Genomic DNA, 15,059 nt, shown 5'->3' on the forward strand with positions numbered 1-15,059 from the left:
CATGTCAAGTTTTCATAGATCCGATCACGGCAGCGCATGAATTACCGTCACATCTACCACGCGGGCAATTTCGCCGACGTGCTGAAGCACGCCGTGCTGGCGCGGCTCGTCACCTATCTCAAGGGCAAGGACAAGGCCTTCCGGGTGATCGACACCCATGCCGGCATCGGGCTTTACGACCTCTCGCAGGAAGAGGCGCAGAAGACGGGCGAATGGCGCGACGGCATTGGCCGCCTGCTGGCCACGCCGCTGCCGCCGGACATCGAGGCACTGCTCGCCCCCTATCTCGACTGCGTCAGGGAGCTGAACCCTGGCATGAACCAAGGCATGGAAGCGGGAAGCGTGACGCTCTATCCCGGCTCGCCGAAGCTCACCCGCATGCTGCTGCGGCCGCAGGACCGGCTGTCCGCGCTCGAGCTGCATCCTCAGGATTCCGCAACGCTGGCCCGGCTCTTCGACGGCGATTACCAGACCCGCGTGACCGAACTCGACGGATGGCTGGCGCTCGGCGCGCATCTGCCGCCCAAGGAGAAGCGCGGCCTGGTGCTGGTCGATCCGCCCTTCGAGCTGGCGGGCGAATATGAGCGGCTGGTGTCCGGGCTGGCGAAAGCCCATCGCCGCTTTCCCGGCGGCACCTATTGCCTGTGGTATCCGCTGAAGCAGGGCGCGCCGATCGCCGCCTTCCACGAGGCGCTGAAGGCGCTGAACATTCCTAAGATGCTCTGCGCCGAGCTTGCCGTGCGCAGCGACCGGGACACCACGGGGCTTTCGGGCTCCGGGCTGATCCTGGTCAATCCGCCCTTCACGCTGAAGCAGGAGTTGGACGTGCTGCTGCCCGTGCTGAAGGACAGGCTGCGCCAGGACCGCTTCGCGTCCGCCCGCGCCTTCTGGCTCCGGCAGGAGGCGACGGAGGAGGACGACGCGTGAGCCTGGCCGCTTCGTCGTGGCCACCCTGCCCTTGCCATCGAGGCGAGAGGAGCTGTCGCCCGCGTCGGCACTCCGCTCGGCAAGCCTCTGCTCGGCATTTCATAAAAGTCACACAGGATCCTGAAAGAGTTCGTGTTTCCTGCATCAGTGGCGCAACCGATTCCGTTTTCGGGACTTGCGGCCGCGGACAGGATATGTCGAGCAAGGCGACCCAGGGAGTGTCATGACGACAGCGCGATGCCGGCAATTTCCCGGCCCTCTTTTGCCGGGCCTTCGCCTCTGCTTTCCGACCGTCCTGGCCTTGACCGGCTTGGTATCGGCCGGCCTGGCGCTGGCCGCATCGGCGCGCGCGGACATTCCGAACCGCTGCGATGCGCCGGCCATCTTGACGGAGATCGCCCGGCTGCAGGATAGCCTTGTCATGAACAGGGAACAGACCGTGCGCATCACCGGCTTCACCGCGATCGAATCGCGCGGCACCGCCCCTCGGGCGACGCCACCGGGCGCTCGGCGGTTCTGCGCGGCGCAGGCAAGGCTTGGCGACAACAGCACGCGGCCGATCTGGTATGTGCTGGACGAGGATGCCGCCGATGGGGGCGCCCGCCCGCGCGTCGATTTCTGCATTGCCGGTCTTGATCCAGACCGCCGGCATGGCGCCGACTGCGAGGCCGTGAAATGATGGGCCGCCCCTCTCTTGTCGGTGCCTGCCTCGCCGCGCTCGCGCTGTCCGGCTGCAGCGAGGATGCGTCAGGCGAGGTGCAGGGCAGCCGCGGCAACACGCCGATCCTGCAGGCGCCCGCCAATGGCGCGGCAGCCGGCCCGGGCGGAAAAGCCGGCCCGTCGCCACGTGCGGAAACGATGCCGCGCGGCGATCTTCCCGAAGGCGAGGGCTTCGATTTCTACGTGCTGGCGCTGTCCTGGTCGCCAAGCTGGTGCCAGGACAACGACCCCCAGGCCAGGACTGCCCAGTGCGACAGCAGCGGACGCGGTTTCGTTGTGCACGGGCTCTGGCCGCAGAACGAACGCGGCTATCCGCAATTCTGCGACAGTGCGGAACCCAAGCGCGTGCCGGAGGCGCTCGGCCGCACCTTGTTCGACATCATGCCGCCGGCGCTCGGGCTGATCGGCCATCAATGGCGCAAGCATGGCAGCTGCAGCGGGCTGGACCAGAAAGCCTATTTCGAGACGCTGCGCGCAGCGCGTGAGCGGGTGCATCTGCCCGACAGCCTCGGCCCCCAGGCCACAAGCCGCCCATCGAGCGCAGCGGCGCTCGAGGAAGCGCTGATCCGGGCCAATCCCGGCATGACGCAAGCCGGGATCGCGGTTGACTGCGACAAGTCACGGCTTGAAGAAGTCCGCATCTGCATGACCAAGGATTTGGCGTTCCGGGATTGCGCGGAGGTGGACCGCAAGGGATGCCGCGCGCCCGCGCTGACCATGCCCGCGCCGCGCTAGAGCATCGGACCGAAAAGCGACAACCGGTTTTGGAAAAATCCGGTGAACAGACAAAGAGATAGCGCATCGGACTGCGCATGATTGTCAGTCCGATGCGCAAGACGTGAGCTTCCAGGGTTTGTGCCCCGTCGCGGCGTGGCCCGTCGCACAGCCTTTTCATGCCACATTCTTCGCCTGCCGCATTCCTTGCCTGCCACCTTCCGACTGCCGGAGAGGGCGCGGCGCCAGCCCATCGAGATCTGCCGAAGCCTGCTCAAGGGATTCGGTTCGATGCGCTGATGCCGCCCGCTCCGGAACCCGTTCCGCCCAAGGATCTTTCGATGGACCTTTTCTACTCCCCGGCATCGCCCTATTCCAACAAGGTGCGGATGGCCGCCCATCACCTCGAACTGCCCGTCACCTACCGGCTGACCGACACGGCCGCGAACCCGCCGGACCTTCTCGGCAACAACCCGCTCGGCAAGATCCCGACCTTGGTGCTGGAAGATGGCACAGCCATCTATGACAGCCGCGTCATCATGCAGTTCATGGACAGGGAGACCGGCGGCAAGCTCTATCCCCGCCGGCACGACAAGCGGCTGAAGGCGGAGATGCTGGAATCGCTGTGTGACGGCATCTGCGACAGCCTGCTCGCCATCGTCTATGAGAAGCGCTTCCACCCGCCGGAGAAGGTGCATGAGCCGTGGATGGACCGGCAATGGGACAAGGTCACCCGCGCGCTCGACCTGCTCAACGCCGATCTGCCCAAGCCCAGCGCCAAGCTCCATGGCGGCCATTTCGCCCTTGCGGCCATGCTGCGCTATCTCGATCTGCGCTTCGAGGGCAAATGGGAGAAGGGCCGCAAGAAGCTGGCGAAATGGCCGAAGAAGTTCGCCGAGCATTTCCCCGATTACGACCGGTTCAAGGCGTGAGCGCTCGCGTCTCGTCCTTGGCCAAAGCTTGAACAACAACGCAAAAAGGCCGGCATCGCTGCCGGCCTTTCGTCATTCCAACCGCGTCCGGTCAGATCAGAACTTCACGCCCATGCCGACGCGCACGGAGTGCTCGTCATAGCCGGAGGAGAAGTTGCCGCGCGGAACGTTGAAGGTTTCCTTGCCGTAGTCCGTGTAGCGATATTCGACGCGGGCGGTGATGTTGTCGGTGACCATGGCTTCCGCACCGCCACCGGCCGTCCAGCCGATCATCGTGTTGCTGTCCGAACCACCGCCCTGACGGGCCTTGACGTCGGCGGCAGCGACACCGGCGGTGCCGTAGACCAGAACCGGGTTCAGGTCATAGCCGACGCGGCCGCGGATCGAACCGTTGACACCCTGCTCCATCGAGCGCTGCGAGGTCTTGGCGTCCGTGTCCTGGTAGTTGATGTCGGCTTCCGCACCGTAGACGATCTTGCCGCTCTGCATGTTGTAGCCGCCATAGAGGCCGCCGCCGAAGCCGGCCGCCGTACGGTCGCCCGTGCCCTTGAACTTGCCATGATGCCAGGTGCCGACGCCGCCGACATAGGCGCCCGACCAGTTCTTGGCGGCCGGCGCGGTGAAGTCGGCAGCCGGAGCAGCCGGAACCTCGTCAATCGCGTCAGCGGCCTGAGCGAGAGAGAAAGATGCCAGCGACAAGGCGGAGGCGGCGAGAGTGGTGACGAGAATACGCATACTAAGTCTCCTTTCGACCCGATAGCCCGAACCGCCTTGAGCGATTGTCCGGGATTGGAACACATGACTGAGCCCGCTCGGTTGAGAGTGAAATTGCTGCTCAAATGCGGATTCACAAGAGCCGAATTGTGATCATTTCACGGCGAAGAGGTGGCTCAAAATCGATGTTGCCCGCTCGCAACAGGAGAAAATTTAACCATGATTTCAATCACATCGAAAATGAAGACTTTCTTGCAAAAATGGCGGGCCTTGCGCGCTTTCCCTTAAGACTTCCGCAATCTTTCGCCGGTCCGCCCGCCCGCAGGCCCGCCGGAGCGGAAGCTTGAGGCCCGTCTCCCCCTTGCCCGATTTTATTCCTATATAAACGGCTCAGACCAGATTCGGGCCGAAGCGGCCCCGCGTGGACAGCTGCTTTCAGGGCACGTCCGCCGATGATCGGAGACAGGGCATGAGCGGGCGACAGCCCATCGATGGCGGCATTCTCTATGACGAGAACGCGCGAGACGATGACGAACTTCTGGACGAAGTGGACGGTAGCGCGGAAGGTGGCGAGGACAGCGCGCGCCTGTTGCCGGCGATCGAATGGATAGAGGGCGGCTCGCAGGAGAACGGCCTGCGCGGCGCCGCGCTGATCGGCGAGTTCGTCAAGCGCCTGCCCAACAGCCCTGGCGTCTACCGCATGTTCAATGAAGCGGGCGACGTGCTCTATGTCGGCAAGGCGCGCAGCCTGAAGAAGCGGGTGAGCAACTATGCCCAGGGGCGCGGCCACTCCAACCGCATCGCCCGGATGGTGCGCGAAACCGCGCATATGGAATTCGTCACCACCCGCACCGAGATCGAGGCGCTTCTGCTCGAGGCCAATCTGATCAAGCGGCTGCGCCCGCGCTTCAACGTGCTCTTACGCGACGACAAGTCCTTCCCCTATATTCTGCTGACCGGCGACAGCCGCGCCGCAGCACTTTACAAGCATCGCGGCGCGCGCAGCCGCAAGGGCGATTATTTCGGCCCCTTCGCCTCGGCCGGCGCGGTGGGGCGCACGATCAATTCGCTGCAGCGCGCCTTCCTCCTGCGCACCTGCACCGACAGCGTCTTCGAGAGCCGCACGCGGCCCTGCCTGCTGCACCAGATCAAGCGCTGCGCCGCGCCTTGCACGCATGAGATTTCCGATGCCGACTATGCCGGGCTGGTGGACGAGGCCAAGGCCTTCCTCTCCGGTCGCAGCCAGGCGGTGAAGGCGCAGATCGCCACGGCCATGACCGCGGCCTCAGAAGACCTCGACTTCGAGCGCGCCGCGCTTTATCGCGACAGGCTGGCAGCACTGTCTCATGTGCAGTCCCATCAGGGCATCAATCCCGCCGGGGTGGACGAGGCGGACGTCTTCGCCATCCATCACGAAGGCGGCGTGTCCTGTATTCAGGTCTTCTTCTTCCGGACCGGCCAGAACTGGGGCAACCGGGCCTATTTCCCCAAGGCCGATCCGTCGCTGACGCCGGCCGAGGTGCTGGCGGCCTTCCTCGCCCAGTTCTATGACGACAAGCCCTGCCCGCGGCAGGTGCTGCTGTGCGAAGGCGTGGAGGAGCAGGAGCTGCTGGGCGAGGCGCTTTCGGAAAAGTCCGGCCACAGGATCGCGATCCAGGTGCCCCAGCGCGGCGAGAAGAAGGATCTGGTGGACCATGCGGTGGCCAATGCCCGCGAGGCCCATGGGCGCAAGCTGGCGGAAACCGCCTCGCAGGCGCGCCTGCTCGACGGCTTCGCCCAGACCTTCGGCCTGGAACGCGTGCCCCGGCGCATCGAGATCTACGACAACTCTCATATCATGGGCACCAATGCGGTGGGCGGCATGGTGGTGGCGGGGCCGGAAGGCTTCGTGAAGGGCCAGTACCGCAAGTTCAACATCAAATCGACAGACATCACCCCCGGCGACGATTTCGGCATGATGCGCGAGGTGATGACCCGGCGTTTCTCCCGCCTGCTGAAGGAGGAGGGAAAGCCGGACCGCACGGCCGAACCCTCCGAGGACGCGCCCTTCCCCGCCTGGCCCGACGTGATCCTGATCGATGGCGGCCAGGGCCAGATGACGGCGGTCAGGGCCATCCTGAAGGAGCTCGACATCGAGGATTGCGTGGTCGCCATCGGCGTGGCCAAGGGCGTGGACCGCGATGCCGGGCGCGAGCGGTTCTTCCCGCCGGCGCGCGAGGGCTTCACCCTGCCGCCGCGCGATCCCGTGCTCTATTTCATCCAGCGCCTGCGCGACGAGGCCCACCGCTTCGCCATCGGCTCGCACAGGGCGCGGCGCAAGAAGGAAATGGTCAAGAACCCGCTCGACGAGATCGCCGGCATCGGCCCGACCCGCAAGCGTGCACTCCTCCATCATTTCGGCACGGCCAAGGCCGTCTCGCGCGCCGGCATCAACGACCTGATGGCGGTGGAGGGCATTTCCGAGGCGGTGGCCCGCCAGGTCTACGATCATTTCCATGAGGACGGCGCGCGCTGAGCCCTGCCGGGCAGAAGCGGGCGTGGGGCGCGATCGCTTCACGGCAAGGTGGTCGGGCAAGAATTTAAAGGGCTTGCGCCGCCGGGTGGAAAGGGTCAGGGATGAGACAGAAAGCCCGGCTGCGACAGAGGCAGGGCGCATCTTCACCGTCATTTACCGGGCAACTGTCATAGGGATGACGAAATGGCAGGTACTGATTGACCCGCAGTTCCGCGCCTTCCACTCTCGGGCCGATAGCCATGATAGATACCCCCATTCCCATGCGCACCACCAAGCTTGCCTATTCGATCCCCAATCTCCTGACCTACGGGCGCATCCTGGCGGTGCCGCTGATCGTCCTGTGCTTCTTCGTCGAGGGGAAGCTGTCCAGCCCCAATTTCGCCCGCTGGATGGCGCTTGCGCTGTTCGCTGTCGCCTCGATCACCGATTTCTTCGACGGCTATCTCGCGCGCATCTGGAACCAGACCTCCAATATCGGCCGTATGCTGGACCCGATCGCCGACAAGCTGCTGGTCGCCTCGGTGCTGCTCCTGGTGGCCGCCGACGGCACCATTGCCGGCTGGTCGATCTGGGCCGCGATCATCATTCTCTGCCGCGAGATCCTGGTCTCGGGCCTGCGGGAATATCTGGCGGCCCTGAAGGTGAGCGTGCCGGTGACCCGCATCGCCAAGTGGAAGACCACGCTGCAGATGCTGGCCATCGCCTTTCTGCTGGCCGGACCGGCGGGCGATACGGTTCTGCCTTATGATGCCGCAAACAGTGCGCTCTTGCCGAACACCACCCAGATCGGCATCATCCTGCTGTGGGTCGCCGCCGCGATCACGCTCTATACCGGCTATGACTATTTCCGCGCCGGCCTGAAACATGTGGTGGACGAATGAGAACCGTGGATCTCGTCTATTTTTCCTGGGTGCGGGAGCGGATCGGCCGGGGCGAGGAGCGCATCGAACTGCCCGATACGGTGCTGACCGCAGGCGATCTCATCCGCCACCTCAAGGGGCTGAGCGAGGATCATGCCAGCGCCCTCGAACATGAGAATGTGATCCGCGTCGCCATCGACCAGGAACATGTCGATCATGACGAGCCGCTGGGCGCGGCGCGCGAGATCGCGCTGTTTCCGCCGATGACGGGAGGCTGAGGCCCGATGGATGCCGATGCCGCGCGCGACAAGCCGGCCTTTCCGGCGGCGAGCATTCCGCTGACCGTGCGGGTTCAGGCCGAGAGCTTCGACACAGCCGCCGAAATCGCCGCCCTCAGCCATGGCCGCAGCGATATCGGTGCCCTGGTCAGTTTTTCCGGCCTCTGCCGCGATGAGGGCGGCGCGCTCGCGGCGCTGGAGCTCGAACATTATCCGGGCATGGCCGAAGCCGAGATCCGCCGGATCTGCCTAGACGCGATCACCCGCTTCGGCCTGCAGGGCGCGACCGCAATCCATCGTTATGGGAAAATAGCGCCAGGCGCGCCGATCGTGCTCGTCGTCACCGCCTCGGCGCATCGCAAGGCCGCCTTCGACGGCGCGAATTTCATCATGGATTTTCTCAAGACCGGCGCGCCCTTCTGGAAGAAGGAACATCGCGTGGACGGTGCGAGAGGCGACTGGGTGAGCGCCAAGGATGCCGACGACAGCGCCTGCGCCCGCTGGCTTCGCTGAGATCGATCGCGCGCCAATTCACCGGGCGGAAAGAACAGAGGCCGCCACCCTACCGGCTAAATGTCTACCGGATACAGTCGCAGAGGACGGCAGCGGCAAAGCGGAAGCTTCGCGCGCGCCAGCCTATGCGCGAAGCTTCCGCCGAGCATGGAACGCGGACATCAAGGAACGCCATTAAAGCCCCAGAATGCACATCGTTGCTCCCACTGCCGCCAAAGCATGGCTGGGCATTCCGCTGCGCACATCCCCCATTTGGAGGATGAGCGTGAAATTCCACACGCTTCGATAGCGAATGCCGCGATCTTTCATACGGTTTCCGGTTGATCAGACCGGAAACCGTATGAATGGCGCACCAAACGAAAACAGCCGGAGCGCGAGGCCCCGGCTGCATCATGCTGGGATATGCCGTCAGGTTCTCGTCCGAACCGACCGCAGCGACCCTATCAACCGACGATTTCGGTGTCGGCGAACCAGTACTTGATTTCCTGGGCAGCGGTTTCCGGGGCGTCAGAGCCGTGAACCGAGTTTTCGCCGATCGACAGCGCATGGGTCTTGCGGATCGTGCCTTCGTCCGCATTTGCCGGGTTGGTCGCGCCCATGATCTCGCGGTTCTTCAGGATGGCGTTTTCGCCTTCCAGAACCTGAACGATGGTCGGGCCCGAGGTCATGCCGGCAACCAGTTCGCCGAAGAAGGGGCGATCCTTGTGAACGGCGTAGAAGCCTTCGGCTTCGCGCTGGCTCATCCAGACGCGCTTGGAAGCAACGACGCGCAGGCCGGCGTCCTCGATCATCTTGGTGATCGCGCCGGTCAGGTTGCGCTTGGTCGCGTCCGGCTTGATCATCGAAAAGGTGCGTTCAACCGCCATTTGCCTATCCCTTGAGGTTTCCGTGGGCTGAGGTTCCTTAGCGAGGCTCGCGCCGCAAGACAAGGGGGCCTGCGCGCGCAGGTATGCGGCAATTCGGGCGCCTCTGGCGCCGGCGGCGGGATGGCGCGCCGATCAGGCGGCCGGCACCGAGCGGCCCAGGCCGTCATGGAGGTCCAGGCAGCGCTCGAACCAGAGGGCCACCGGATCCCCGGCCTCAAGCGGCACGGGGCCGCCGGCAATCCGCAGCCATTGCAGCGCGCCGAAGACGATATAGTCGGCAAAGAGCGGTGTCTGGCCGCCGATGAAGGGCTGGTAGCCAAGCGTCCGGCGCAGGGGCTCGAGCCGGCCGGCAAAGGCCGTCCGCTCCCCCTCGCCCTCGGCCGCCACCTCTTCCAGCGTCCGGCCGAAGGCGCGCTCGCGGCTCTCGCGGAAATAGGCCTGGTCCTTTTCGGCCAGGAGACCATGAATGTCGAGGAGCGCCATGCGCGCAATGGCCGGATGCAGCACGGTCTGCGACCAGCTTTCGACCAGCCGTGCCGGCCCTTCGGCGCCGGCAAACAGCGAGGGCTTATCGGGATAGGCCTGATCGAGATAGGCGGCGATGGCGAAGCTGTCGACGATGCGCTTGGCGCCATCGGCGAGGTAGGGCACCGTCCTGGTCGCGCCACCTTCGATTTCGGGCACGGCAGTGAAGGGCACGGGCTCCAGACGATAATCCAGCCCCTTATGCGCCATCGCCATCATCGTTTTCCATACATGCGGCGAAAAAGGCCTGCCGGCATCGCGCCCGCAGAGACCGTAGAGAATGCGTGTCATGCAGCTGTGCTCCGATAGGGCTGTCCGGTCGCGACATCATCAGATGCGGCGGGAAGCGTCTAATCAAGAAATATCATGGACGTCATCAGAGGCATCGATTGCCCGCTCGCCTATGCTGACAGCCTTTACGGTTTGAGAGAGACCATCCCCATGAAACAGCAATTTCGCCTACTCGCCGCCTATAATGCGTGGGCCAATGAACGGCTCTACGAGGCCGCGCAGGCGCTCGACGACGACGCCTATCACACCGACAAGGGCGCCTTCTTCGGCGCGCTCCACGGCACGCTCAGCCATCTGCTGATCACCGACCGGGTCTGGCTCTACCGGCTGACCGGACAAGGCGCGGCGCCGACCAGCCTGAGAGCCCTGCCCTATGACGCCCTTGCCCCGCTCGCGGCGGCCCGCAAGATCGAGGACCGGCGGTTGATCGATTATGTCGAAGCCCTTGAGGATGCGGATTTCGGCAGGGAGATCACCTATCAGCCGCTCTCCATGCCCCAGCCGATCACCCAGCGCATCTGGCCGCTGCTGATCCATCTGTTCAACCATCAGACGCATCATCGCGGACAGGCTCATGCCACGCTGACGGCGCTCGGTCGCCCGAGCCTCGTCCTGGATATCGCCTATTTCCTCAGCCTTCCGGAACAGGCGTCGCTGGTCGGCGAGGGGTAAGGGCCGAGCGCCGCGCGGCCCATGCTTTCGTCTCGTCGCGGCGACGTGTTTTTTTGATGAGGCCCCGGCGGCGGCACAACCGCCGTCATGCTGCGCTGCGATGCGGCAACCTTGAGCCAAGCTTGGCGCATTAAGATCCGCTTGATTGAGGACATCGCATAAGTGGGGCCAGAAACCGATGACCGCCAGCGCATTCGATACGGAAGAGGTGAACAGGAGCGCGCCGCACTCCGCAGTCGTCAAGGTTGGCCAGATCCTGGCACAGCTGAAAATCACGCCGTTCCCGCGCAATTACGAGCTGATCTTCGAAGCCATGTCCGGGGAGCACCCGGATCTGGCGCAGGAGATCCTCGCGCTCGGCCATCAACCGTCGCAGGCGCATCTGGACGAGATCGGCATGCGCCACAAGCTCGCCGGCCATCTCTCGCTGGTCATGGACGCCACCCGCGCTCAGGCGGCGCAGACCATCGAAGCGCTCGAGCAGCCGCTCAATGACAGCCTGACCGTGCGCGACCAGCTCGGCCAGCAGCTCCACCGCTTTCTCGACCGGCTGGACCGCGACCCGATCGCCGGCATGTCGGAATTCGCCGACGAGACCCGCGCGCTGCGCCGCATGGTCGCGCAGCTGCGCGAGAAGGAGGAGCGGGTCGCCACGGCGCTCAACGAGACCGCCCAGGCGCTCGATGCCTTCAACACCGGCATCTCGGAAGCCCGCCGCATGGCGCTGCGCGACAGCCTGACCGGCCTGCCGAACCGCATGGCGCTGAGCGTCAAGCTCGCCTCGCTGTTCGAGCACGAGGCGCAACGCCGGTCCGCCGCGCTGGTGCTGCTTTCCGTCGGCGGCCTGCGCACCATCGCACTCAAGGCGGGCCGTCCGGCGGCCGAAAAGGTGCTGCGCCAGATCGGCGGCTGTCTGCGCGACACGATCAAGCGCGACGACTTCATCGCCCGCAACGCCACCGACATTTTCGCCCTGGTCGTCTTCAACGTGACGGAGGCCAATGCGCTGTCGATCGCCGCCCGGATCAAGGAGCGGATCGAGGCGATGCAGGTTCTGCCCGAGCAACCCGGTGCCGCCTTCCTGACGGTGACGGGCGGGCTGGCGGTCAGCGCCCATGCGCAGCACGCCACCCATCTCCTCGCCCAGGCGGAAGTGGCGCTGCGCAATGTCCGCGTCGATACGCCCGGCGGCATCATGGCCTGCACGCCCGCGCTCAGCGCCAGCCTGATCCGGACCTATGCGCCGCATATCGTGCGCACCACCGCCTGAGGCTTCAGGGGGCCAAGGCGGCCGGGCCTAGGGTCCTGACCCTAAGCCTTTGTCCAGTGGCGGCGGCATTCGGATCGCCACCCACAACCCAAGCGCCGGCGATCCTGGCATGCTGGTCGCGGCGCTTGGTATAAGCCTTGTCTTGGCTGCCTTGTTGTCTTGGTCCCGGTCTTGTCTTGGCCGCGCGATTCGGCCAAAAGGCCGACATGATCACGATCAGCAATCTCTCCGCCCGTATCGCCGGCCGCCTTCTGATCGATGGCGCCCATCTCGCCCTGCCCGACGGCACCAAGGCCGGCCTCGTCGGCCGCAACGGCGCTGGCAAGTCCACGCTGTTTCGCATCATCACCGGCCAGATGGACAGCGAGACCGGCTTCGTCTCCATCCCCCGCAATGCCCGTATCGGCCAGGTGGCGCAGGAAGCGCCGGGGACCGAAGAGCCGCTGATCGAGATCGTGCTCAAGGCCGACAAGGAGCGCGAGGCGCTGATGACGGAGGCGCGCAGCGCCACCGATCCCAACCGCATCGCCGAGATCCAGACACGGCTGGCCGATATCGGCGCCCATTCGGCCGAGGCGCGCGCCGCCAGCATCCTGTCCGGCCTCGGCTTCGACCATGAGGCGCAGCTGCGCCCGACCTCCTCCTTCTCGGGCGGCTGGCGGATGCGCGTGGCACTCGCCGCCGTTCTCTTCTCCGAACCCGACCTCCTGCTTCTCGACGAGCCGACCAACTATCTCGACCTGGAAGGCACGCTCTGGCTGGAAGACTATATCCGCCGCTATCCGCACACCGTCATCGTCATCAGCCACGACCGCGACCTGCTGAACACGGCCGTCAATTCGATCATCCATCTGGAACACCAGAAGCTGACCTTCTATCGCGGCTCCTACGACCAGTTCGAGCGCCAGCGCGCCGAGGCGATCGAGCTGCAGAACAAGGCGCGCGCCAAGAACGAGGCGCAGCGCAAGCATCTGCAGAGCTTCATCGACCGGTTCAAGGCCAAGGCGACCAAGGCACGCCAGGCGCAGAGCCGGGTGAAGGCGCTGGAACGCATGGGAACCGTGGCCGCCGTGATCGAGGATCATGTGCAGGGCTTCTCCTTCCCGGATCCGGAAAAGGAAGCCGCCTCGCCGATCATCGCGGTCGAAAGCGGCGCCGTCGGCTACGAGCCGGGCAAGCCGATCCTCTCGCGCCTCAACCTGCGCATCGACACCGATGACCGCATCGCGCTGCTGGGCTCGAACGGCAACGGCAAGTCGACCTTCGCCAAGTTCATTTCCGGGCGGCTGGAGGCCATGGCCGGTTCGGTGAAGACCGCGCCGGGACTGAAGATCGGCTTCTTCGCCCAGCACCAGCTCGACGATCTCGTTCCCCAGGACAATGCGGTCGAGCATGTCCGCCGGCGGATGATCGGCGCGCCGGAGGCCAAGGTGCGCGCCCGCGTGGCACAGATGGGTCTCGCCACCGCGAAGATGGAAACGCCGGCCAAGGATCTGTCCGGCGGCGAGAAAGCGCGGCTGTTGATGGGGCTCGCCGCCTTCGACGCGCCGAACCTGCTGATCCTCGACGAGCCGACCAACCATCTGGACATCGACAGCCGCAATGCGCTGATCCAGGCGCTGAACGAATATTCCGGCGCCGTGATCCTGATCTCGCACGACCGCTATCTGATCGAGGCCACGGCCGACCGGCTCTGGCTGGTGCGCGACGGCACGGTGACAAGCTATGACGGCGATCTCGAGGATTACCGCAGCCTGATCGTCGCTGCGCCGAAGCCAAGGAAGAGCAAGGCGGAGGCGGCGCGCGAGGAGGAGAAACCGCGCGAGAAACGCGGCAATCCCGTGGTGATGAAGAAGCGCGCCGACGAGCTGCAGGTGCTGATCGGCAAGATCGAGACGCTGATCAAGGGCATCGACACCGAGCTTGCCGACCCCCAGACCTACGCCCGCGACCCGAACCGGGCCGGCGACCTCGCCAAGGCCCGCGTGAACGCCGCCCAGAAGCTCGCCTCGGCCGAGGAGGAGTGGCTGACCTTGTCGATGGAGCTGGAAGGGCTGGAATAGGCCATCCCGGCCTTTGAGCATCAGACTGAAAACAGTCCTCAGTGCGATGCTCTAGATTATTGTTTTTGCATCAGATTTTTCCGAGAACCGGTTCCCACTTTTCGGTCCGATGTTCTACCCCAGTTCAAACGTCGTGATCCCGTAGACCCTGGGCAGCATCATGTCCGGCGCCGGGCCGCGATACATGCGCGCGGTCTCGAAGACGCTGACGAGATTGTAGCGCGTGCACAGGTCGCGCGCGGCCGGATTGGGCTCGGGGCAATCGAGAAAGACCAGCCCGCCGCCGGCCGAGGCCACCAGCTTGCGGAAGAGGAGATCGGCCACCGTGTCGGAATCGGCAAAGAGCGGGCCGATCTTGTGGCCTTCGCGGCAGGCGCGGATGGTGCCATAGCCGGCCACGGCCGTGCCCCTGAGATAGGCGAAGCTCAGCCGCTGGTCCGACGGCTTCAGCCATTCCTTGAGGAAGGTTTCCCGCCGGGCGCCGCAGATGCGCTGATCGTAATCGATGATGGCCGACATCAGCACCGGCGCCACCTCCGTCAGTTCCTTGGCCGAGGGCTCGGCAAGCGAAACCTCGCCGCCATAGCGGATATTGGCATGGGCGTAGGCGAAGCCGGAGCGGCGGTAATTGTCCTGCTGGGCAACGACGCCATCGAGGCCGACCGTGCGCCCGCCGACGGTGGCCAGCGCGTAATTCCACAGCGCATAGCCGATGCCCTGCCCGCGAAAATCGGGATGGGCCATGTAGAAGCCGAGAAAGGCATAGGCCTCGCCGAAGCGCACCACCGACAGCGCCGCCGCCATCACGCCCGCCTCCTCCGCCACGAAGAAGCCCTGCGGATCCGCCGCCCAGAAGGCCGGCGCATCGGCAAGGCCCGGATTCCATCCCTCCCGCGCCGCCCAGTCGATGATCGTGTCAAGTTCGTCGCGTCGGGCATTGCGCAGGATCGGCGCCATGGGGTCTTCCTTGTTCAAAACGGCGGGCGGCAGGCGCGCCGGCTGTGGCAGGCTCTTCACACAGAGATGTAACGCGCCAGCCAGGCCGGGCAAAGAGAGGCGCGGGCCAAAGGCGATGCGTCTTCGCCCGCGTGCCGTCGCCCGCATCCCAAGAAATGACCCAAAAAATCACGCTGCCCACCGCTTGCCCGCCGCAGCGTTTCAGGCCACAACAGCGTCATTCATCATACTTTTGGAGGAGC

Annotated in this window: 15 protein-coding genes; 11 read left to right on the forward strand and 4 right to left on the reverse strand. The window is 65.1% G+C overall.

What is annotated here, in order from left to right:
- Window positions 1-36 precede the first annotated feature (36 nt).
- The 4 genes from BJF92_RS08745 to BJF92_RS08760 all read left to right on the forward strand — a co-directional run bounded on the left by BJF92_RS08745 (window position 37) and on the right by BJF92_RS08760 (window position 3,293).
- A complete protein-coding gene (locus BJF92_RS08745) occupies window positions 37-927 on the forward strand; it encodes a 23S rRNA (adenine(2030)-N(6))-methyltransferase RlmJ (RefSeq protein ID WP_075634379.1) in 891 nt (296 codons plus the stop codon).
- 223 nt (window positions 928-1,150) lie between these two features.
- Window positions 1,151-1,606: a hypothetical protein gene (locus BJF92_RS08750; protein WP_075634380.1), complete on the forward strand. Its 456-nt coding sequence runs from the start codon at window positions 1,151-1,153 to the stop codon at window positions 1,604-1,606.
- Window positions 1,606-2,382, forward strand: a complete 777-nt coding sequence (locus tag BJF92_RS08755) for a ribonuclease T2 family protein (RefSeq protein ID WP_078057939.1) — start codon at window positions 1,606-1,608, stop codon at window positions 2,380-2,382. The genes BJF92_RS08750 and BJF92_RS08755 overlap by 1 nt, the downstream gene beginning before the upstream one ends.
- Window positions 2,383-2,702: 320 nt before the next feature.
- On the forward strand, window positions 2,703-3,293 hold the full coding sequence (locus BJF92_RS08760; protein WP_075634381.1) for a glutathione S-transferase: 591 nt from the start codon (window positions 2,703-2,705) through the stop codon (window positions 3,291-3,293).
- Window positions 3,294-3,389: 96 nt separating this feature from the next.
- On the opposite strand, the gene BJF92_RS08765 is transcribed toward BJF92_RS08760, so the two are convergent.
- Window positions 3,390-4,028, reverse strand: a complete 639-nt coding sequence (locus BJF92_RS08765) for an outer membrane protein (protein WP_075634382.1) — start codon at window positions 4,026-4,028, stop codon at window positions 3,390-3,392.
- Window positions 4,029-4,476: 448 nt separating this feature from the next.
- Between BJF92_RS08765 and uvrC the strand changes: the two genes are divergently transcribed.
- The 4 genes from uvrC (at window position 4,477) to BJF92_RS08785 (ending at window position 8,173) form a co-directional block, all read left to right on the forward strand.
- Window positions 4,477-6,522, forward strand: coding sequence for an excinuclease ABC subunit UvrC (uvrC, locus tag BJF92_RS08770; RefSeq protein WP_075634383.1), 2,046 nt, complete (start codon window positions 4,477-4,479; stop codon window positions 6,520-6,522).
- Window positions 6,523-6,782: 260 nt separating this feature from the next.
- Window positions 6,783-7,403: a CDP-diacylglycerol--glycerol-3-phosphate 3-phosphatidyltransferase gene (gene pgsA, locus BJF92_RS08775; protein WP_075634384.1), complete on the forward strand. Its 621-nt coding sequence runs from the start codon at window positions 6,783-6,785 to the stop codon at window positions 7,401-7,403.
- A complete protein-coding gene (gene moaD / locus BJF92_RS08780; protein WP_075634385.1) occupies window positions 7,400-7,660 on the forward strand; it encodes a molybdopterin converting factor subunit 1 in 261 nt (86 codons plus the stop codon). The genes pgsA and moaD overlap by 4 nt, the downstream gene beginning before the upstream one ends.
- Window positions 7,661-7,666: 6 nt before the next feature.
- Window positions 7,667-8,173, forward strand: coding sequence for a molybdenum cofactor biosynthesis protein MoaE (locus tag BJF92_RS08785; RefSeq protein ID WP_075634386.1), 507 nt, complete (start codon window positions 7,667-7,669; stop codon window positions 8,171-8,173).
- Window positions 8,174-8,616: 443 nt separating this feature from the next.
- Here the strand turns inward: BJF92_RS08785 and ndk are convergent, their stop codons facing one another.
- Both ndk and BJF92_RS08795 read right to left on the reverse strand, forming a co-directional pair.
- Window positions 8,617-9,039, reverse strand: a complete 423-nt coding sequence (gene ndk, locus BJF92_RS08790) for a nucleoside-diphosphate kinase (protein ID WP_075634387.1) — start codon at window positions 9,037-9,039, stop codon at window positions 8,617-8,619.
- A 132-nt stretch (window positions 9,040-9,171) separates the two neighbouring features.
- The gene (locus tag BJF92_RS08795) at window positions 9,172-9,855 is read right to left on the reverse strand and encodes a glutathione S-transferase family protein (protein WP_075634388.1); all 684 of its coding nucleotides are present in this window, start codon (window positions 9,853-9,855) and stop codon (window positions 9,172-9,174) included.
- A 150-nt stretch (window positions 9,856-10,005) separates the two neighbouring features.
- Between BJF92_RS08795 and BJF92_RS08800 the strand changes: the two genes are divergently transcribed.
- From BJF92_RS08800 to BJF92_RS08810, 3 genes are all read left to right on the forward strand, one after another.
- The gene (locus tag BJF92_RS08800) at window positions 10,006-10,527 is read left to right on the forward strand and encodes a DinB family protein (RefSeq protein ID WP_075634480.1); all 522 of its coding nucleotides are present in this window, start codon (window positions 10,006-10,008) and stop codon (window positions 10,525-10,527) included.
- 178 nt (window positions 10,528-10,705) lie between these two features.
- Window positions 10,706-11,797, forward strand: coding sequence for a GGDEF domain-containing protein (locus BJF92_RS08805; protein WP_075634389.1), 1,092 nt, complete (start codon window positions 10,706-10,708; stop codon window positions 11,795-11,797).
- A 206-nt stretch (window positions 11,798-12,003) separates the two neighbouring features.
- The gene (locus tag BJF92_RS08810; protein WP_075634390.1) at window positions 12,004-13,860 is read left to right on the forward strand and encodes an ABC-F family ATP-binding cassette domain-containing protein; all 1,857 of its coding nucleotides are present in this window, start codon (window positions 12,004-12,006) and stop codon (window positions 13,858-13,860) included.
- Between the two features lie 114 nt (window positions 13,861-13,974).
- Here BJF92_RS08810 and BJF92_RS08815 read toward each other — a convergent pair whose 3' ends face one another.
- Window positions 13,975-14,817 (reverse strand): GNAT family N-acetyltransferase, encoded by an 843-nt coding sequence (locus tag BJF92_RS08815; RefSeq protein ID WP_075634391.1) that lies wholly within the window; start codon window positions 14,815-14,817, stop codon window positions 13,975-13,977.
- Window positions 14,818-15,059 lie beyond the last annotated feature (242 nt).

This window comes from Xaviernesmea rhizosphaerae, from assembly GCF_001938945.1.
Classification (GTDB): Bacteria; Pseudomonadota; Alphaproteobacteria; order Rhizobiales; family Rhizobiaceae; genus Xaviernesmea; species Xaviernesmea rhizosphaerae.

What these genes read in the sequence shown, in the direction of transcription:
- BJF92_RS08815 (WP_075634391.1), bottom strand. Translation starts at nt 14,817, where the DNA reads ATGGCGCCGATCCTGCGCAATGCCCGACGCGACGAACTTGACACGATC.
- BJF92_RS08785 (WP_075634386.1), top strand. Translation starts at nt 7,667, where the DNA reads ATGGATGCCGATGCCGCGCGCGACAAGCCGGCCTTTCCGGCGGCGAGC.
- BJF92_RS08805 (WP_075634389.1), top strand. Translation starts at nt 10,706, where the DNA reads ATGACCGCCAGCGCATTCGATACGGAAGAGGTGAACAGGAGCGCGCCG.
- pgsA (WP_075634384.1), top strand. Translation starts at nt 6,783, where the DNA reads ATGCGCACCACCAAGCTTGCCTATTCGATCCCCAATCTCCTGACCTAC.
- BJF92_RS08800 (WP_075634480.1), top strand. Translation starts at nt 10,006, where the DNA reads ATGAAACAGCAATTTCGCCTACTCGCCGCCTATAATGCGTGGGCCAAT.
- BJF92_RS08760 (WP_075634381.1), top strand. Translation starts at nt 2,703, where the DNA reads ATGGACCTTTTCTACTCCCCGGCATCGCCCTATTCCAACAAGGTGCGG.
- moaD (WP_075634385.1), top strand. Translation starts at nt 7,400, where the DNA reads ATGAGAACCGTGGATCTCGTCTATTTTTCCTGGGTGCGGGAGCGGATC.
- BJF92_RS08755 (WP_078057939.1), top strand. Translation starts at nt 1,606, where the DNA reads ATGGGCCGCCCCTCTCTTGTCGGTGCCTGCCTCGCCGCGCTCGCGCTG.
- BJF92_RS08765 (WP_075634382.1), bottom strand. Translation starts at nt 4,028, where the DNA reads ATGCGTATTCTCGTCACCACTCTCGCCGCCTCCGCCTTGTCGCTGGCA.
- ndk (WP_075634387.1), bottom strand. Translation starts at nt 9,039, where the DNA reads ATGGCGGTTGAACGCACCTTTTCGATGATCAAGCCGGACGCGACCAAG.
- BJF92_RS08795 (WP_075634388.1), bottom strand. Translation starts at nt 9,855, where the DNA reads ATGACACGCATTCTCTACGGTCTCTGCGGGCGCGATGCCGGCAGGCCT.
- BJF92_RS08810 (WP_075634390.1), top strand. Translation starts at nt 12,004, where the DNA reads ATGATCACGATCAGCAATCTCTCCGCCCGTATCGCCGGCCGCCTTCTG.
- BJF92_RS08750 (WP_075634380.1), top strand. Translation starts at nt 1,151, where the DNA reads ATGACGACAGCGCGATGCCGGCAATTTCCCGGCCCTCTTTTGCCGGGC.
- BJF92_RS08745 (WP_075634379.1), top strand. Translation starts at nt 37, where the DNA reads ATGAATTACCGTCACATCTACCACGCGGGCAATTTCGCCGACGTGCTG.
- uvrC (WP_075634383.1), top strand. Translation starts at nt 4,477, where the DNA reads ATGAGCGGGCGACAGCCCATCGATGGCGGCATTCTCTATGACGAGAAC.